Here is an 18,750-nt window from a genome sequence, read left to right on the forward strand (position 1 = left end):
GGGCCGCTTTCGGGAGGCAGTAAGCCGTGGCGCTTACTGCGCTACCTTCTTCTGCCAGGCTTCGTAGAGGTCTTCGCCCTCGTCGCGCACGGGCAGCGAGACCAGTTGCATCTCGCGTGCCTCGGGTGCCTTGGCGAGTTCGTTGTAGCCGCGGGCGGCCGACAGGTCGAAGGGTTCGCCGTCTTCGTTGGAGTAGGCGTAGTACACCGTTTTCACGCCGGCCAGCAGCATGGCCGTGTAGCACATGGTGCAGGGATAGCCGCTGGCGTAGACCACCGCGCCGCTCAGGTCGGTGTGGCCCTGGGCCTTGGCGGCGGCGCGCACGGCCTGCATCTCGGCGTGGGCCGAGGGGTCGCAGAGGTCGTCCACCTGGTTGACGGCACGGGCCAGCACCTGGCCATCCTTGACCAGCACGGCGCCAAACGGCCAGGTGGCCTGCTGGCGGTCCTTGACGTTGCCCATGGCCAGGCGGATGGATTCGAGCAGGTACTTGCCGGCGTCGTTGTCGTTGCTCATCGGGTCATTCTCCTAGGTAAAGAAACAAGGCTTGCGCCCGGCAGGCCGAGGCCTGCCGGGCGCAAGTCGCGAGGTGGAATCAACTGCCGCGGTAGGTGTTGAAGAACCACGGCGAGCACAGCATGGGCACGTGGTAGTGCTGGGCTGCGTCGAAGATGGAGAAGCGCACCAGCACTTCGTCCGACAGCGCGGTGGGCTCCTTGAAATGCTCGCCCACATAGAAGCGCAGTTCGAAGTCGCCGGTGCGGGCCGCAGCCGCGGCCATCATGGGTGCGTCGGTGCGGCCATCGGCGTTGGTGCGCGTGGCGTTGATGCGCACGGGGGGCTTCTGCGCGACGTCGTAGAGTTCCACCCGCATGCCGCTGATGGGGCGGCCGTTGGTGAGGTTGAGTACATGGGTGCTGATGCCTGCCATGGCGTGCCTTTCGATGGGGTTGCGATAGAGCTGTCTAGGTCGGGGCTGCTATCAGCTGCCACGCGAGTAGGTGTAGCTCCAGGGGCCGAACTGGATCGGCAGGTGGATGCGCTCCGAGACGTTGGAGATCAGGAAGCGCACCGGCAGCTTCGAGAGGAACGGCGGGCGCGGCAGCTTGGCACCCTTGGCGGCGAAATAGTCGTCCACGTGCAGCAGCAGCTCGTAGCGGCCGGCGCGGTAGCTGTCGTCGATCAGCAGCGGCTCGTCGGCACGGCCGTTGGCGTTGATGGTGAAGGAGCGCACCAGTGCATAGGCCTCGCCGTCGAAACGGGAGAAGTCGATGCGCAGGCCGGTGGCGGCCATGCCGTGGAAGGTGTCGATGGTGTGCACCGTCAGGCGCGGGCTCACGCCATGCAGCGAGATGGGGCCGCTGCTCTGGGCCGGTGCGGCCGGCGCCGGGGCGTCAGCGGCCATCGCGCCGCGCGCGGCGGCCAGGGCCGAGGCGCCGAGCGCCATGCCGGAGAGGGCGAATTGCCTGCGCGAGGGCGCCAGCGGTTTGGTGGGTTGCATGCTCATGTCTCCTGCTTGCTTCTTAGTTGCTCTTGCGGCGCTGGATGCGGGCGATGAAGGCGATGGCCAGGACGGCCGCCAGCGCTTCCACGACCGCCACCATGTACAGGCCCGGGGCGACCTTGCCGGTCGAGGCCTTGATCACGCCCATCAGGTAGGGGGCACCGAAGCCTGCCAGGTTGGCCACCGAGTTGATCAGCGCCACGCCCACCGCGGCAGCGCCGCCGCTCAGCAGCATGTTGGGCATCTGCCAGAACACGGGAATGGCGCTCATCGTGCCGACCAGGGCCAGGACCATGGCGCTCAGGGCGAACAGCACGGGAATGCTGCTCATGCCCATGGTGATGGCCAGCGCCAGCATACCCACGGCACCCAGCAAGGCCGAGCCCGCAAAGTGCCAGCGCACCTCGCCGCGGTGGTCCGAATGGCGGCCGTTGATGATCATGCCGGCCGCGCCGAGCAGGTAGGCAGCACCGGCGATCCAGCCCACTTGCATGGGGGAGGTGAAGCCGGCTTCACGGATCACGGTGGGGATCCAGAAGGTCAGGGTGGAGTTGGCGCACAGCAGGCAGAAGAAGACGGCGATCAGCAGCCACACCATCGGGTTGCTGAACAGGGTGCGCCAGTCGCTGTCGCGGTCGCCCTGGGCCTTCTGGTCGATCTCGAGTTGCTGGCGCACGATGGCGCGGTCCGCATCGGTGAGCCAGTGGGCCTGCTCGGGGCGGTCCGTCATGTAGTAGTAGGCGAAGATGCCGGCCAGCACCGAGGGAATGCCCTCAATGATGAACAGCCACTGCCAGCCGTGCATGCCATGCAGGCCTGCCGTCCAGGTCATGATGCCGCCGGCCAGCGGGCCGCCGAGAACGCCGGCGATCGCCGAGGCCGACATGAAGGTGCCGAAGGCCTTGGCGCGGCGCTTGGAGGGGTACCAGTAGGTCAGGTACAGGATGATGCCGGGGTAGAAGCCGGCTTCGAATGCACCCAGCAGGAATCGCAGGATGTAGAACTGGGTCGGTGTGCTGACCCAGGCCTGCAGGATGCAGATGAGGCCCCAGCCGATGGTGATGCGCATCACCGTCTTCTTGGCGCCGATTTTCTGCAGCAGCATGTTCGACGGCACTTCGAAGAAGAAGTAGCCCAGGAAGAAGATGCCGGCGCCCAGGCCGTAGACGGCCTCGCTGAACTTCAGGTCGTCCAGCATCTGCAGCTTGGCGAAGCCGATGTTCACCCGGTCCAGCCAGGCCAGCACCCACAGCACGCCGAGGAATGGCAGCAGGCGCCACGAAATCTTGGAATAGGTGGCATTCACCTGGTCGTCGGCCGCCGGTGTGCCGACGGTCTGCATGGTTTGAGCACTCATAATGTGATCCTTGTCTCCAACGGTTATCTGCGTTTTCACTCCGGCATGGTCGCGGCTTGCCCCCCGGAAAGAAACTGCGCAATATCTATAGACTGAATAGCAAAGCGCATATACCCCGCCGAAGGCAGGCTGCGGGGTGGGCGTGCAAGGCGGCGGAGGAATACGTTTGTCACGAAACGAAGATGCGTTCGATACCTACCTGCTGCGGGTGCTGTGCACGCTGATCAGCGAGCAAAGCGTATCGCGGGCGGCGATCCGATTGGACCAGTCGCAACCGGCGATCAGTGCGGCGCTCCGGCGCCTGCGGCTGCTGTTTGGCGACCCGCTGCTGGTGCGCGAAAAGAACCGCATGGTGCCCACCGCGCGCGCGCTGCTGGCGGCCGACCAGGCCCGGGCGGCGCTGGACCTGATCGACGGCATGGTCAACGCCGGCAAGTCGTTTGCGCCGCAGACCACCCAGCTGCGCTTCACCATTGCCACGCCCGACTACCTGGCGCCGCCGTTCCTGGCTCGGGTGACGCAGACCTTGCGGACCGAGGCCCCGGGTGCCCGCCTGGTGGTGCTGCCGCTGGGGCCGCACTTCGACTACGAGCAGGCGCTGCAAAGCGGCGAGATCGACGTCGTGATCGGCAACTGGCCCAACCCGCCCGAGCACCTGCACATGTCCACGCTGCTGGAGGACGAGATCGTCTGCCTGATGGACGCCAGCCACCCCTGGGCCGAGCCCGGCGAGCTGACGCCGGAGCGCTACCTGCAGGGCGCGCACATCGTGCCCACGCCCTACTCCATCGCCCAGCGTGGCGTGGTCGAGTCCAGCCTGGGCACCATGCGCGTCAGCCGCGACCGACGGGTGCAGTGCTCGTATTTTGGGCTGGCTCCCGACCTGCTGATGGGCACCGACCTGCTGATGACCACGGGCCGCCATTTCGCGGCCTACCACGCGAGGCGGCTGCCGCTGCGCATCGTGCCGCTGCCGATGGGCCCCCGCTCCATGCGCTTCTACCTGCTGTGGCATGCGTCGCAGCACCGGGCCGCATCGCACACCTGGCTGCGCAGCGTGCTGACGGCGGCGGCGCAGACGCTCGTCGCGGCCTGAGAGGGTGCCGGGCATTCATGGTTAACCCGCAGGGCCGGTGCGCCCTGCAGACCTGTTATACGGGCTATAACAATTCGCCACTGGGAAAGGCGCGAGACCGCTCCCTACACTGGCTGCATGACGACCACTGCAACCACTCCCCTGACCCTCACCGCCCTCAACGCCATGGAGCGTGAGGACTTTGTCGCCGCCCTGGGCGAAGTATTCGAGTACGCCCCCTGGGTGGCCGAAGCCGCCTGGGAGCAGCGTCCCTTCGCCAGCGTGCAGGACATGCACCGCCGCATGATGGCCGTGGTGCACGCCAGCCCGCGCGAGCAGGTGGTGCGCTTCCTGTGCGGCCACCCGGAGCTGTCGGCGCATGCGGTGCATGCAGGCACCCTGACGAGCGATTCGCAGCAGGAGCAGCAGGGCGCTGGCCTGGGCGACCTCCCGGCCGACCAGGCCGACCGCCTGACCACGCTGAACCAAGCCTACCGCAGCAAGCACGGCTTCCCGTTCATCGCCTGCGTGCGCCACTACACGCGGATTGGCCTGTTCGCTGAACTGACCTCGCGCTCGGAGCGCGACACCGACAACGAGTTGGGCGAGGCGCTGCGCCAGATCGGCTTCATCACCGGACTGCGCCTGCAGCAACGCGTGCAAGCCGCCTGAACCCAATAAAAAAGCCGCGATCCGCGGCTTTTTTTGTGGGCAGGCAAGAAGGCTGCGCTTTATGGGTACAGGCCGCGCATCTCGCGGGCGTGCAGCATGCGCTGGCAGGCCACGATGAAGGTCGCGGTGCGCAGCGTCACGCCGTGCTGCTGGGCCACCTGCCAGATGGACGCGAAGGCCTCTTGCATGATGCGTACCAGGCGGGCGTTGATCTCGTCCTCGCTCCAGAAGAAGCTGGAGAAGTCCTGCACCCATTCGAAGTAGCTCACCGTCACGCCGCCGGCGTTGGCGATCACGTCGGGCAGCACCAGCACACCCTTGTCGCTGAGGATGTCGTCGGCCTCGGGGGTCGTGGGGCCGTTGGCGCCCTCGATCACCAGCTTGGCCTTGATCTGGCCGGCATTGTCCTTGGTGATCTGGCCTTCGAGTGCGGCCGGGATCAGGATCTCGCAGTCCACGCCCCAGAAATCCTTGGCGTCCATGGCCTCGCCGCCGGCAAAGCCGCCCACGCCGCCCTTGGCCGCCACATGTGCCAGCAGGGCAGGCACGTCGAAGCCCTTGGCGTTGTAGATGGTGCCGGTGTGGTCCTGCACGGCCACCACCTTGGCGCCGGCCTCGGCAAACAGCTTGCCGGCGATACCGCCCACGTTGCCAAAGCCCTGGACGGCCACTCGCGCGCCCTCCACCGGCAGGCCGGTGAGCTTGGCAGCTTCCACGCCCACGGTGAACACGCCGCGGCCGGTCGCCTCGACGCGGCCCAGCGAGCCGCCCAGGTCCACCGGCTTGCCGGTGACGACGCCGGTGGCGGTGGCGCCCACGTTCATCGAGTAGGTGTCCATCATCCAGGCCATGATCTGGCCGTTGGTGTTCACGTCGGGGGCGGGAATGTCCTTGGAGGGGCCGATCAGCAGGCCGATCTCGCTGGTGTAGCGGCGCGTCAGGCGCTCGAGTTCGCTGCGCGACAGGGTCTTGGGGTCGACGCGGATACCGCCCTTGGCGCCGCCGTAGGGGACGTTGACCGCGGCGTTCTTCACCGACATCCAGGCCGACAGGGCCATCACTTCGGACAGCGTCACGTCCTGGTGGAAGCGCACGCCGCCCTTGCCGGGGCCGCGGCTCAGGTTGTGCTGCACACGGTAGCCTTCATAGTGGGCGATGGTGCCGTTGTCCATTTCGATCGGCACGTCCACGATCAGGATGCGCTTGGGGCGCTTGAGCGTTTCGACCCAGCGCGCCAGGTGGCCCAGGTAGGGCGTCACGCGATCCACCTGCTGCAGGTAGATGCCCCAGGGGCCGAGGTGGTCAGCCTGCAGGTACGAGGGCAGGGAATGCTGGGCGCCGGCGGCGCCGGGGGTGGCAGAGGACGTCATGGTATCCACATGTTTGAAGAGGTACGCACAGCTTAAATCTGCCGCCTGCGCTTGTCCAAGGCCGGATGATCTGCATGTAATGCATTTAATGCATAGTTGTGTATACAATATTCACATAACGGATGTGCTCCCGCGGGGAGCGGGGGCCAGGCTCATGAAGAACCCGTAGATGCCCAGTTGGCTCACCACCTGGGGCAGGAAGGTGCACAGCATGTACAGCGGCACGGCCACCACCACGCTGCACTCGCTGGCCAGCCAGGCCAGCGAAGCCGCCTGCAGCGGGATGCTGACGGCGATGAAGACCAGCCCGCTCAGGGTAGCCAGGGCCTTGGTGAGCATGGGCATGGGAAAGATATAGAGCACGAACGCGTGCACCGCAGGCAGCAGCCACAGCATCGCCAGCCCGATGTCCAGCATGTTGTCGGCCAGCAGCCGGTTGGCATCGCTGACGGCCTGGGCGGACAGGTACTCATAGGCCAGCAGGCTGAACAGGCCCAGAAAGCCGACGATGCGCAGCCCGTAGATCAAGGGCAGCCGTTCGCGCGAGAGTTGCCACGACGCCGCGAGCAGCGCCACCGAGACACTGGCGCCCAGCCACCATTGCAGCAGGTTGGGCGCGGGCGTGAAAAATCGGGTGCGCACCACCTCGACCGGAATGCCCAGCGAGACCAGCGTCTTGAGTTGCACCGCGTCCGCTGGCCCCAGGCCGAGGCGGGGCCAGGCCCAGCCCAGCAGTTCGGCCCAGCCCCGGACGATGTGGGGCAGGCCCCACCAGAGCAGCAGCCAGAAGAGGCACAGCAGCAATGCCAGGCGCATCGCATGCTGCCAGGTCCACTGGTAGCTTCGCAGGCCGCGGTGCTGGCGGGTGAGGGGCAATGGATGCATGGCTCGGCCTGCTCAGAAGTCGAGAAAGACCGCGGCAGTGACACCCACGCGGCGGTAGTACGGATTGCGATACAGCTGGCCGCCGATGGTGTAGCCCCAGTCCCGCGCGAGCCACTGGCGCCACTGCAGCGTGAGCTCGGTGGATTGGAAGCCGACATGGTTGCCGCCACCGGCCATCGCACCCAGCGGCAGATAGGCCTCCTTGCCGTGGTCGATGCGGGCGACGAAGTAGTGCTGCTTCTCGGTTCCCAGCGTGATGGCGCCATAGCCGCGGAAGCCGTCGACCGATCCCGGGCTGGAGCGGTTGTAGACCACGCCGCCCTCGGCGACCCAGGCCCGGGTGGAGTAATACGCCAGCGAGGCGGTGAGTCCGGTGTCGCGGTGGATGCCATCGCGGCTGGCGGACTTCATCAGCGCCAGGCCGGTGACCCACTGCTGCGTATCGGTCCACTTGCGGTAGAGGGACAGGTCCGCGCGGTACTTGTTGTGGAAGCCGGCGCTGCCGCTGCTCGCGCCCACCCCCATGTACCAGACGGGCGAAAGGTCCTGGGTGAGCGACAGCGCGCCCACGGTGCCGCGTTGCCCGAAGTGGCTCTGGCTGGCCAGGTCCCAGTTCAGCGTGGTGCCGGGCTTCAGCCCGACATGGCCGCGCACATACTCGTCGTTCCAGTTGCGGTTGCCGCCGTTGAGCGCCGCGTAGCCCAGGCCGGCCTCGACGCGGCCATGCACCGCGCTGTCGGGGGCGGCCGGATCGGCTACCGCTGCGGCCGTGGCGCTGAGCAGCATGGCCACGGCGGGAAGGTGGAGGAGGCGATGGATCATGGGTTGGGCGGGGCCTGCACATGGCGTGCGATGGCCATGGCGATCTGCGTGCCGCTGGTGCCGTCGCCAAACGGGTTCTCGGCGGCGGGCGGCTTGGCCTGCGGCAGCCGGCCGGTGTCCAGGGCGGCCTTCGCCGCAGCCACGATGCGCTGGGGATCGGCGCCCACAAGCATGCCGCCGCCGCAGTGGATGACTTCCGGGCGCTCGGTGACATCCCGCATCACCAGCAGGAGCTTGCCCAGCGACAGCGCTTCTTCCTGGATGCCGCCCGAGTCGGTGAGCAGCAACTGGCATGCATCCATCAGCTCCACCATGGGCGGGTAGTCCAGCGGCGCGGTCAGGCGCCAGCGGCGCTGGATGTCCGGCGGGCTGGCGGCATGCGCGCCGCGCACGGCCTGCTGAACCAGAGGGTTCAGATGCACCGGCCACACCACGGCGGCATCGGGGCATTGCGCCAGCAGCTCGCGCACCGCGGCGGCGATCTGTTCCATGGGCTGGCCCCAGTTCTCGCGCCGGTGCGCGGTGACCAGGACCAGCCTGGCCGCGCCGCTGCCCAGGAACCACTGATAGTCGGGGTTGGCAATCGGGGTGCCCTGCTGGCGTTGCTGGCGCACATGGCGAGAGGCATGCTGCACCGCATCGACCACGGTATTGCCCACCACCGAGATATTGCCGGGCACGTTTTCCCAGCGCAGGTTGTTCCTGGCCTGGTCCGTGGGGGCGAAATGCCACTGCGCGACCCGCCCGATCAGCGAGCGGTTGATCTCCTCGGGGAAGGGCTCGTCGATGCGGCCCGAGCGCAGCCCCGCCTCGACATGGCCCACGGGAATGCGCAGGAACGCCGCCGCCAGCGCACCCATCGCGGCGCTGCTGGTGTCGCCATGCACCAGCACGGTCGACGGTTGCAGGCGCGACAGCACGGCGCCGATCTCGGAGACCAGTTCGCCGGCCAGCGCGGACAGGGTGTTGACGGCCCGCTGGAGCTGGATGACTTCCTGCGGCGGGATGCCGAAGAACGCATACAGCGGCCAGGCCATCTCCTCGTGCTGGCCGGTGTGCAGCACCAGGGTGTTCAGGCCCTGAGCGCGCAGCGCCAGGACGACGGGCGCCATCTTGATGATTTCCGGGCGGGTGCCCATGATGGCCACCACCAGGGGTGAGGAAAACGAAGTCATGATGGTCGACGGAGTTGCAGGGAGAGTTCCCGGCCGCGCTGAACGCGGACCAGCCAGGATGTGGGGCTTTCTTCGATGGTGGCCTGGCCGCTGATCACGTGCACGGCGGCATAGCGGGATCGGGGGATGCTCCAGGTCAGGGTCTCGAGCGAGGTGGGGTGGTGTGCCGACAGTTCATCGCTGTCGCCGACGGCACGCAGGGACCATTGCGCCTGTTCGCGGCGGCTCAGGAATTCGGCCGCCTCGGTCATGGAGATGAACTGGCACTGGCGGCGATCCGCGCAGCGCTGCACCGTGTCGATGTAGTGCTTGATGGCGGGCAGGTACATCACCGCGCCGATCGGGTGGAAGTAGCTCAGGCGCACGGCGCGCTGCTGCTCGATGAAGCGGGCGATCTGCTGCAGCCAGGCATCGAACTCGGCGATGGGCATGTCCTGGAACGAGGCTTCTTCCGCAGAGGCCACCTGCCCGTAGGTCAGCACCGGGAAGGACCAGGCACTGCCCATGCGGCGCTTGCCCATCCACAGCCGGGTGGGCGGCATGCCCACGTTGGCCGAGGTGTAGTAGACCTCGATGCCGTTGCGCGAGAACCAGTCGTACACCCAGAGCGGCTGGTTGCCCATGGGCGCGGAATATTCCCGCGGCTGCTGGCCGCCGTTGGCGCGGGTGACCGCGGCATTGTTCAGGTCCAGCAGCGGCGCGAATGCCTCGCCATTGCCGTCATGGGCGGAATGGCCGAAGTAGTTGTGCATCCAGCCGCCATGGTTGCCGATGGTGTGGCCCTGCTCGCGCAGGCGGGCGATCATGGCCTGGGCATCGGGGTTGCGATCCAGGTCCATGCCCATGCCGTCGCCCTGGCGGTTCACGTCGGGGCCGGCGGTGAAGTGCATGGACTGGTGGCCGTGGTCGAAGATGCCTGCCTGCTGCAGCGTGTGCAGGAAGCGTATGGCCTGCCCGTCGTCGTTGTGCCAGTTCAGGGCCAGTGCGCCGATCCCGTTCGGTGCCGCCAGCAGCAGGGGCTGGCCCGCGATCTCGCTGGCGAAATAGCGCAGGAACCCATGCAGGAAGATGCCGTCGGTGCGCTCCACCAAGTAGGTCAGCGGCAGGTTCACGAACACCGCCTTGCCCCGGCCGCGGACCTGCAGGCTGGCCACCACGTCGCCGCTGCCCGACGACAGCAGCACCGTGGGTGCACCGGCCGGCTCGGCCCGCAGCACGGCGAAGCGCTGGGAGTCGTGGCTGTAGCCGGCCACGAAGGCGGGAAACAAGGGGTCCGGCTGCTGCAGGACCGTGCGGGCGATGGAGGTGAGCCGGGTCGCGGCAGCGGCGTCGAGGTAGCGCCCTGGCGGGATACCCAGTTGTTCCAGCGTGGCGGGTGCGCCGCGGATCTCGCTGTAGTGCGACAGCTGCTCCTTCCAGCGGTCGAAGTCGCCGTAGCGCACGCCCAGCAGGTCCGAGAAGCGCGACGACCCGGCATGGTAGAAGCCGCGCTCGGTCAGCAGGCCCGCATCGTGCACCACCATGGCGTTGCCGCCCGATTCGACGACGCGGTAGATGGTCTGCACCAGGGCGTCGGGCATTTCCCGGTGGAAGGTGTCCGGCACGATGACGGACTGTCGCGCGGCGGGGGCACCATAGTTGACGCCCCGCATCCACTCGCTGGCGCGCAGCGGATGCAGCCGCACGCCGCGCTCGCTGGCCGCGTCGGTCCAGATGCGTACCTCCGGCGCATCGGCGCGCATGGTGTCGGGGATGAGCAGGGTGACTGCGGCATAGACCTGGCTGGCCCGCACGCTTGCCGCCTGGTGCCATGCCGTGGCCCCCAGCACCGTTGCCACCAGGACCAGGGCCACGGTCCAGGGCCGGAACACAGCGGAAGCTTTCATGGCGCGGCAGTGGGCCGCGGCGCCGGCATGGCCGCCAGTGCGCACTGGCGGCTGATATGGCGGGAGGCCAGCGACTGGTCGACCAGGGCATCGAGCACGGTCCAGCCGATGGCGGGGTCGAAGGGGCGCAGCGATGCCCGCCAGCAGGCGGCCTGCAGGGGCGCGTCGCGGTGGATCTGCCAGGCCACCAGGCCCCAGGCAAACCGGTCGCCGCTGCGGCTCAGCCAGGTGTTGCCGTGCTGCGCCAGCCACTGGGCCGCCATCGCAGCGGATTCCTCCCGCGGCAGCACGCTGGTGCTCCACAGGTAGGTGCTGGCCAGCGTGTGGGGGTAGAACTGCGGCGCGGTGTATTCGGGGATGGCCGGCTTCCACTGCGTTCCATTCAGGAACTGCCGGCGGATGGCGGCAGCCAGCTGGTTGGCGCTGGCGGCGGCGCCGACCGCGCGCAGGCCTTCATAGACTTCGGCGTTGTCCATGAGGTAGTACACCTCGGCATCGGCAAACACCCGGTAGATCTGGGTGCGGGTATTGAGCAGCGATGCCAGCAATCCAGAGGCCCTGTCGATGGCCCGGCGCGTGGCGGCGCGCTGCTCGTCGGGCACCCAGCGCTTTTGCAGCGCCAGCGTCAGCATCTGCATCGTGGTCGCGGCCATGGAGTCATCGGCATCGGCCTTCATGCAGCTGTTCCAGCCCTGGCCTTCGCGTCGGCAGTACCGGTCGAAACCGCCGTCACTGCGCTGGCGCGGTAGCAGCCAGCGCAGCCACAGCAGGAATTCCGCCTGCAAAGGGGCGCCGGCCTGCATCGCGATGATGAAGCCCTTGTTGACGAAGTACGGGTCCACCTGCTGGCCGCCGACGGTGGTGTAGTACGCGCCGTCGCCGGTGCCGAAATCCTGCAGGGGCGGCGGCGATGCGGCCTGGCCCGCGGCATGCAGGGCCATGGCGGCGACACCGGCGCCGACGGCGCGGAGGCGGGGGGCGCGCAGCTTCATGGCAGCACCTCGCCGCCACGCACTGTCGACAGGCTTCCGTAGATGCGTACCGAGGCGCCCATCTCCATGGACCACGAGGACACGCTGCAGGGAATGGCCGGGCTGCCCACGCGGCTGCCGGTGCCCAGGCGCAGGGCCTGCCCGGCGCACAGCGGCCCGTCGATATGGTTGTCGCCCTCGGTGTGAATGGCCTGCAGCGCAAACAGGGCGCCGCGCACGCTGGCCTCCCGGCCCAGGGTGGCGCTGCCATGCACCTTGACATGGCCGATGACGACGACGCCGTCTTCCAGGTACAGGTCCCCAGTCACCACCAGGCCGCCCTGCACCGTGGCCCCTGCGGGAATGCGCAGGTCGCCGTCGTGGCGGCGGTGCGCCACCGTGAGGGGGATGCCGCTGGCCGGGCCGGCGGCCCGCATGCGGCCTTCGCGCCGCAGCGGTAGGCTGCAGATGCAGGCGGCGGAGAGGCGCTCGAAGCGCGTGCCGGGCGAGAGCGTGACATGGCCGTCGGCGCTGGTCCGGGAGGCCAGGTCCACGGGGCCGCGGCTGCGGATGCTGCGGGCATGGAGGATGCGTTCGACCCGGCTGTGGGCCCGCAGGTAGACCGTGGCGCTGGAAACCAGGGTGTGGGCGCCCGCATGGGGTGCGAGCACCAGTGGCTGCGAGGCCTGGGCCATCAGGCGCTCGTGCCCGGGCGGCACGATGGGCAGGCCGGTGGCCGTGCGCGGCCAGCCGGCGGCCTGGGGCAGGTCCTCCAGCGACGGCAGCTGCTCCCGCACGGACTGCGCGGCATAGTCGGTGCGGCCATTGTCCAGGTGGTCGATGTCCAGCGCGCCCGCATCGCTGCGCGAGAACAGCTCGCGCAGCGAGGGGATGAGCGGCGCCAGGAAGACCAGGGCCGTGGCCAGCAGCCAGAGGGCGCCGAACAGCGGCGAATCGGTGGAGGCGTTCATGGCGCAGGGCGGAGGGCGGGGAGCGCGCCCTGGCGGTAGCGCACGGTCTTGTCCCACTTGAACTGGCGGCGCAGCAGCCGGTCCAGCACCAGGCCATCGACGGTGGCCTTGGAGACGGCGATCATGCTGACCACGAAGCCGGTCAGCAGCAGCGGCAGCAGGCGCAGCCTGCGCCGGTGGCCGTCCAGGTGCACGGCGGCCGCCACCTCGAAGAAGGCCGCGAAATTGCCGACGCAGGCAAAGCCGGCGGTGACCAGCAGCATCAGCAGCGCGATGTTGACATCGGTGCTGAGGCCATAGCCGGTGGTGGTCAGCACCAGCGCCAGCAGCCAGCCCAGCAGCAGCAGCGGCGACATCAGGAACACGCCCAGCAGCGCGATGCCATCGATGCGCGCCGTCCAGCGCAGGCCCGGGCGGGTCACCATGCGGTGCCCCAGCTTGGTGAGCACCTGGTTGTGGCCCTTGGCCCAGCGGCCGATCTGCCGAAAGCGCACGGCCCAGCTCTCGGGCACCTCTTCGTAGCATTCGGCATAGCCCAGGTAGGCCATCTGCCAGCCCTGCAGCAGCAGGCGGTAGGTCAGGTCGGTGTCTTCGGCCAGCACCTCGGGGGTCCAGCCGCCCACGTCCTGCAGGGCGCTCAGCCGTATGCCGCCCACCGTGCCGCCGTACTGGGCCACCGCACCCATGTTGTAGCGCGCCTGCTGGTCCACCTGGTAGCCGCCGGCGCGCTCCAGGTCCAGCAGCCGCGTCAGCAGGTTGACGCCGGCGTTCTGCGGTACCACGCGGCCCATGACGGCGCCGATCTCGGGGTCCAGGAACGGGGCCGCCAGCTGCTTGATGAGTTGCTTTCCGGGCAGGTAATCCGCATCGAAGATGATGATCAGCTCGGACTGGCCCTGGCGCTGGGCCAGCGCGGTGGCATCGGCCAGCGCCGCCGCCTTGCCGGGCGGGCCATCTTGGCGGTGGAACGGGTGCAGCCGGCCGGGATGGGCGCTGGCGTAGCGGTCGATGATCTGGCGCGTGCCGTCGCTGGAGCGGTCGTTGACCGGCATGATGACCAGGCGGTCCCGCGGGTAGTCCACCTGCAGCAGGGCCTCGATGCAGCCGGCGATCACGGCCTCTTCGTTGTGCGCGGCGATGAAGACGGTGACGTGGGGCCAATGGGCCTGCTCGATGCCGGCGTAGAGGGGGCGCTGCCTGGCAAACAGCCGGTGGAAGGTGAAGACATAGTGGCGTAGCGTGTACAGCGCTTCCAGCGCCACGATGAGCAGCAGGCCGGCCATGCAGCCGCTCAGCAGCCAGGACCAGAGCCTGGAGCTGGACCCGTCGGCAGCCTGGGCCAGGGCGGGAGCTGCGAACAAGGCTGCAGCCAGGGCACGGTGTCGCAGGGCGACAGAGGTCAGGATCGCATTCACGGCAGGACAGAGAGCATCGATAGGCTGCCGATGGCGAATGCAATCGTAAAAGCGTAATCGATAGACTTATTTTATCAATCTATGCAGTGAATTTGATAGTCTCAAGACATTGTTTGACAGATATTGAAAGTGTGAACCCGTCGCTCGCAGGGCTTTCCCGGGCGACGCCTGCAGCGGCTCAGAGTCGGATATTCGCCTTCTCGATGATGGCGGCGTTGTTGCGGCTTTCGTCGCGCAGCAGCTGGGCGAATTCCTGCGCGCCCAGCTGCAGGGGTACGTTGTCGGTGCTGCGCATCAGCTGCCGGATATCGTCCTGCTGCAGCTGGGCATGGATGGCCTGGACCAGCTGGCCGATGATGGCTGGCGGCGTCTTGCCCGGCGCCATGAAGCCGAACAGCGAGGTCAGGTTGGCCTCGGGCACGCCCAGCTCGGCCAGCGTGGCGGCCTGCGGCTGGTTGGGCGCGCGCTGCGGCCCGGTGGTGGCCAGCAGGCGCAGCGTACCCTGCTGCAGCAGGCCGTTGATGGTGCCGAATGGGTTGCCGAGCATGATCTCGAAATGCCCGCCCGCGGCGTCGTTCACCGTCTGGCCCACGCCCTTGTAGGGCACGTGGATCATCCGCACCCCCAGCCTGGCCTGGATCTGCTCCAGCATGATGTGCCCCACCGAGCCTATGCCCGAGGTGGCGAAGCGGATGCTGTCCGGCTTGGCCCGTGCCTGGGCGATCAGGTCGTCCCAGCTCTTGCCGGTGAAGGCCGGCGTGGCCAGCACATAGACCGGCGAGTACATCATCGGCGCGACGGCGGCGATGTCCTTGAGCGGGTCGTAGGGCAGCTTCATCAGGTGCGGCGACAGCGTGACCGGACTGATGGCGCTGAGCGCCAGCGTGTAGCCGTCGGGCTGGGCGCGCGCCACCTCGGCCATGCCCAGCGTGCCGCCGGCGCCGGCCTTGTTGTCCACCACCAGCGGCTGGCCCAGGGCCTTGGCCAGCTGGTCGCACAGCCGGCGGCCCACGCTGTCGGTGACGCCGCCCGCCACATACGGGATGACGATGCGGACCGGCTTGGCCGGCCAGTGGCCGCCGGACTGGGCCAGCGCCGGCCAGGGCGCGGCGGCGAGCGCGGCGCTGCCGCCGAGGGAGAGGAAGTGGCGTCGTTGCATGGTCAGGATGCTTTCGGGGGAAGGGCGCGGTGCCTGGGCGCCGCGTCGGATGGGGTGGAGGGGTGCGCCGCGTCCGGCGGCAGGTCGCGCACATGCAGGTCCAGCTGCGGGAAGGCGATGGCGATGCCGGCGGCCGCCAGCCTGTCGTTGATGCGGCGGTTGAGGTCATGGCGCACCTGCAGCCGGTCGGCCACCGAGCCCACGTAGGCGCGCAGCTCGAAGCGCTGGCCGCTGCCTTCCAACGCCATGAACCAGCAGTTCGCCTCGGGCTCGCGCAGCACCCGCGGGTGCTCGCGGGCCACGGCCAGCAGCAGGTCGCGCACCTGTTCCGAATCGCTGCCGTGGGCTACGCCCACCTCGATCACCAGGCGGGTGACGTCGTCGCTCAGCGTCCAGTTCGTCACCTGGCCGGTGATGAAGGTCTTGTTGGGGATGACGATTTCCTTGTTGTCGAAGTCCAGCACCGTGGTGGCGCGGGTGCGGATGCGGGTGACCGTGCCGTCCAGCGTGTTGATGGTGATGACGTCGCCCACGCGGAAGGGCCGCTCCACCAGCAGGATCAGCCCCGAGACGAAGTTGGCGAAGATCTCCTGCAGGCCGAAGCCCAGGCCCACGGTCAGCGCCGCGGCCATCCACTGCAGTTGGCCCCAGCGCAGGCCCAGCAGCGCAAAGGCGCTGATCGTGCCGGCGATGGTGATGACGTAGCGCGCCAGCGTGGCGGCGGTGTAGCGTGCGGAGTGGCTGAAGCGCAGCGACGCGGACAGCGCCACCTCCATCAGCCCGGGCAGGTTGCGCGCCAGGCTGAAGGTGAGCAGCAGGATCAGCACGCCCAGCAGCACGTCCATCAGGCTCACCGGCGCGGTGTGGCCCACGCCGTCGGCGCCGGTATTGGTCGTGTACCAGAGCACCACGCCCTCGAAGCGCAGCAGCGCGGGCAGCACCCGCGACCAGGCATAGGCCAGGCTCAGCACCACCAGCACCCGCTGGAGCAGGCCCAGCAGCCGGTGCGCCTGCGTGCTCACCGTGACCAGGGCCATCTGGCTGGCCTCGTCCGGCGGCGGCTTGCCCGTGTCCGCCGCGCCGATGCTCTGGGCCTGCGTGGCCGCCTCGCGCAGCCGGTTCAGCGCCAGGCGCCGCTCGCCCAGCAGCAGCCAGCGCCGCAGCAGGCTGACCACCACCTCGGAGGCCGCGAGGAACACGAAGCTGCCCAGCAGCGCCTGGATGACTTCGGTGGCGGTATACACATAGCCCAGCACGATGCCGGCCGCCACGCCGGCCAGCAGCAGCACCAGCAGCCCGTTCAGCAAATGGGCCCAGTGGAAGCCCTGGCGTTGCGCCGCGCTGCGCCGGAAATGGCTCCAGGCCATCCAGCCCAGGCCCAGCGACAGCACCAGGATGGACAATCGACCCCAGGTGCTGATGGCGATGTCGTCATGGCTGAAGAAGGCCAGGCCGCCCAGCAGCTCGGTGGGCACGATCAGCAAGGTGGCGCGGCGCACCAGCTGGCGCAGCGCCTGCACGCGCTCGGGCGCCCAGCCGAAGTGGGCCAGCGCCAGCCCGCCGGGGCGGAACAGCGCGTTGAGCAGCGTCGCGACGAAGATGAAGTCGCTCAGCTGCTCCAGCGTGCGGCCCAGTGGCTCCAGCGCCACGCCGTGGGTTTCCGAGGCCTGCATCAGCCCGCCGAGGCCGGCCGTGGCAAAGCTCCAGGGCAGGGCATACAGCAGGCTCCAGCCTAGCGCGATCAGGCTCAGGCCGAAATGGTCCTGCGCGAAATTGCCCACGCGCAGCGCGATGGCGTGCAGCTGGCGCGAGGCATAGCGGCGCAGGCCGAGCAGCAGGGCCACGACCGCGCCGATGGCGCTGTAGGCCCAGGGGTCCTGCTGCATGCTGGCGCCGAGCGCGCGGGCCGTCGCCCAGGGCGAGGCGCCTGTCGCGGCCGACCCGCCTGGCAGCGTGGTGCGCCATTCGCGCAGCCAGGTGCCGTCCATGGCCCGGTGGCTGGGGAACCACAGCAACTCCTTGTCCATCACCTGCAGCAGCGCGCTGCTGCTGCGCAGCGCCGACTGCAGCATGTCGTCGGTCTGCTCCAGCACCGCGATGCGGCGCAGCAGCACCGGCTGCAGCTGGTCGATCAGCGCGAGCTGCCGGTTCATCAGCCCGGCCCGCTGGGCGGCGATGCCGGCGCTGTCCGCCTCCGCGGGGACCGGCACGGCGCCATCTGTAGCGGCCGCGGCCGTGCCGTTGAGGCCGAAGCGCGATTCGCTGGAGTTGAACACCGCCAGGCGCAGCTCGGCCAGGTGGCGCTGCAACTCCTTGCGCCGGGCCTTGACGGCGTTGTCCGTGGGCAGGGCCACGCGCTGCTTCCACAGCCACTGGCCGACGGTGGCGCCGGTGCCGCCCAGGCGCAGGCGGGCCTGGGTGTCGCGCAGCGCCGAGGCGAGCTGGTCGCGGCGGTACTCGTCGCTGGCCAGGCTCTGGCGCTCCTGGGCCAGGCGGTTGGTGTAGTCCAGGATCTGGGCGGCGATGCGGGCGTTCTGCTGCGCCAGGTCACGGTTGGCCGGGTCGGCCTGGGCGGCGGCGTCAACCGCCTGCCGCGCCTGCAGCTCCAGCTGCTGGCGGCTGCGCGCGGCGATGCGCTGGTTCAGCCAGGCCACGCGCGGCGTGCGCTCCAGCAGCTCGCGGCGCTGCGCCTGCAGCTGGGCATCGAGCAGGCGCTGGCGGGCCTCGGTGGTGGATTGCTCTTCCTGGCGCACGGCCAGTTCGAGCTGGGCGCGGCGGTGCTCGGCGCGGCGCCGCAGCTGGCGGGCCTGGGTGAGCGCGGCGGGCTCGCCGGGCTCGGCGGTCACGGCCTCGGCGCTCTCCTGCACGCGCAGGCGCAGCGTGGCCAGGTCGGTGCGGCCCGGGCCGGGTTGCGACACCAGGTTGGCCTGGTCGGCCGCGGTCTTCTCGATGCTGGTCTTCAGCGCCGCGATGGCCTCGCGCTCGTCGGCCAGCAGGCGTTCGAGCACGTCCATGCCGGCGCTGGCGGGGATGCGCTCCTGCCAGCGCTGCAGCAGGCTGCCGGCCTCTTCGTCGTTCAGCGGCGCGGGCAGCGCGGGGGCGGGCGATTGCGCCCGGGCGCGCAGGCGGTCCAGCTCCTGCGCCAGCGCGTCGGCCTCCTTGGTGGCGGTCTCGGCCGCGTCCACCTGGGCCTGGACGGCGTTGCGCCGGTCGTCGTCGAGCTTGCTGCTGCCCAGGTTGGCGCGCAGCACGCCCAGGGCGCCCGCGGGCGAGGTCGGCACGGCGGGCGCCTCGGCCGCGGCTGCCAGCAGCGGCAACAGCAGGCACAGCGCCGCGGGCCCGAGGCGGCGCGCAAGGGCGGCAATCAAAGTCCGGAAGGCGTGCATCGGCAGCAGGGCAAGGTAGACACCGGTGCAACTGTACCGCTAGCAGGGCTGCCGGTGTTCAATATTAAAAAGAATAGCTGTTCGCGCTTACTGCATAAGCGC

Annotated in this window: 16 protein-coding genes; 2 read left to right on the plus strand and 14 right to left on the minus strand. The window is 69.0% G+C overall.

The window, feature by feature from the left end; genetic code table 11:
• Positions 1 to 33 precede the first annotated feature (33 nt).
• The 4 genes from ACYVKR_RS16580 to ACYVKR_RS16595 form a co-directional block, all read right to left on the minus strand.
• Positions 34 to 516 (minus strand): nucleoside deaminase, encoded by a 483-nt coding sequence (locus ACYVKR_RS16580; RefSeq protein WP_460482043.1) that lies wholly within the window; start codon positions 514 to 516, stop codon positions 34 to 36.
• A 79-nt stretch (positions 517 to 595) separates the two neighbouring features.
• Positions 596 to 931: a hydroxyisourate hydrolase gene (uraH, locus tag ACYVKR_RS16585; protein ID WP_460482044.1), complete on the minus strand. Its 336-nt coding sequence runs from the start codon at positions 929 to 931 to the stop codon at positions 596 to 598.
• 51 nt (positions 932 to 982) lie between these two features.
• Positions 983 to 1,501, minus strand: coding sequence for a hydroxyisourate hydrolase (locus tag ACYVKR_RS16590; protein ID WP_460482045.1), 519 nt, complete (start codon positions 1,499 to 1,501; stop codon positions 983 to 985).
• Between the two features lie 22 nt (positions 1,502 to 1,523).
• Positions 1,524 to 2,861: an MFS transporter gene (locus tag ACYVKR_RS16595; protein ID WP_460482046.1), complete on the minus strand. Its 1,338-nt coding sequence runs from the start codon at positions 2,859 to 2,861 to the stop codon at positions 1,524 to 1,526.
• 166 nt (positions 2,862 to 3,027) lie between these two features.
• Here ACYVKR_RS16595 and ACYVKR_RS16600 point away from each other — a divergent pair, with 166 nt between their 5' ends.
• Both ACYVKR_RS16600 and uraD read left to right on the plus strand, forming a co-directional pair.
• The gene (locus ACYVKR_RS16600) at positions 3,028 to 3,957 is read left to right on the plus strand and encodes a LysR family transcriptional regulator (protein ID WP_460482047.1); all 930 of its coding nucleotides are present in this window, start codon (positions 3,028 to 3,030) and stop codon (positions 3,955 to 3,957) included.
• A gap of 117 nt (positions 3,958 to 4,074) precedes the next feature.
• Entirely contained in the window at positions 4,075 to 4,608 is a 534-nt protein-coding gene (gene uraD, locus ACYVKR_RS16605; RefSeq protein ID WP_460482048.1) for a 2-oxo-4-hydroxy-4-carboxy-5-ureidoimidazoline decarboxylase, read from the plus strand.
• A gap of 59 nt (positions 4,609 to 4,667) precedes the next feature.
• Here uraD and ACYVKR_RS16610 read toward each other — a convergent pair whose 3' ends face one another.
• From ACYVKR_RS16610 to ACYVKR_RS16655, 10 genes are all read right to left on the minus strand, one after another.
• Entirely contained in the window at positions 4,668 to 5,978 is a 1,311-nt protein-coding gene (locus ACYVKR_RS16610) for a Glu/Leu/Phe/Val family dehydrogenase (protein ID WP_460482049.1), read from the minus strand.
• Positions 5,979 to 6,089: 111 nt separating this feature from the next.
• On the minus strand, positions 6,090 to 6,863 hold the full coding sequence (locus ACYVKR_RS16615) for a hypothetical protein (RefSeq protein WP_460482050.1): 774 nt from the start codon (positions 6,861 to 6,863) through the stop codon (positions 6,090 to 6,092).
• 12 nt (positions 6,864 to 6,875) lie between these two features.
• Complete coding sequence (locus ACYVKR_RS16620) at positions 6,876 to 7,685, minus strand: YaiO family outer membrane beta-barrel protein (protein WP_460482051.1); 810 nt, start codon at positions 7,683 to 7,685, stop codon at positions 6,876 to 6,878.
• Positions 7,682 to 8,860, minus strand: a complete 1,179-nt coding sequence (wecB, locus tag ACYVKR_RS16625) for a UDP-N-acetyl glucosamine 2-epimerase (RefSeq protein WP_460482052.1) — start codon at positions 8,858 to 8,860, stop codon at positions 7,682 to 7,684. The genes ACYVKR_RS16620 and wecB overlap by 4 nt, the downstream gene beginning before the upstream one ends.
• Positions 8,857 to 10,746: a polysaccharide deacetylase family protein gene (locus ACYVKR_RS16630; RefSeq protein WP_460482053.1), complete on the minus strand. Its 1,890-nt coding sequence runs from the start codon at positions 10,744 to 10,746 to the stop codon at positions 8,857 to 8,859. The genes wecB and ACYVKR_RS16630 overlap by 4 nt, the downstream gene beginning before the upstream one ends.
• Positions 10,743 to 11,738 (minus strand): hypothetical protein, encoded by a 996-nt coding sequence (locus tag ACYVKR_RS16635; RefSeq protein ID WP_460482054.1) that lies wholly within the window; start codon positions 11,736 to 11,738, stop codon positions 10,743 to 10,745. The genes ACYVKR_RS16630 and ACYVKR_RS16635 overlap by 4 nt, the downstream gene beginning before the upstream one ends.
• Positions 11,735 to 12,688: a bactofilin family protein gene (locus tag ACYVKR_RS16640; RefSeq protein ID WP_460482055.1), complete on the minus strand. Its 954-nt coding sequence runs from the start codon at positions 12,686 to 12,688 to the stop codon at positions 11,735 to 11,737. The genes ACYVKR_RS16635 and ACYVKR_RS16640 overlap by 4 nt, the downstream gene beginning before the upstream one ends.
• Entirely contained in the window at positions 12,685 to 14,049 is a 1,365-nt protein-coding gene (locus ACYVKR_RS16645) for a glycosyltransferase family 2 protein (RefSeq protein ID WP_460482056.1), read from the minus strand. The genes ACYVKR_RS16640 and ACYVKR_RS16645 overlap by 4 nt, the downstream gene beginning before the upstream one ends.
• A gap of 232 nt (positions 14,050 to 14,281) precedes the next feature.
• Positions 14,282 to 15,262 (minus strand): Bug family tripartite tricarboxylate transporter substrate binding protein, encoded by a 981-nt coding sequence (locus ACYVKR_RS16650; RefSeq protein ID WP_460482057.1) that lies wholly within the window; start codon positions 15,260 to 15,262, stop codon positions 14,282 to 14,284.
• 2 nt (positions 15,263 to 15,264) lie between these two features.
• Positions 15,265 to 18,630: a mechanosensitive ion channel domain-containing protein gene (locus ACYVKR_RS16655; protein ID WP_460482058.1), complete on the minus strand. Its 3,366-nt coding sequence runs from the start codon at positions 18,628 to 18,630 to the stop codon at positions 15,265 to 15,267.
• Positions 18,631 to 18,750 lie beyond the last annotated feature (120 nt).

It is taken from the genome of Comamonas humi (assembly GCF_054782535.1).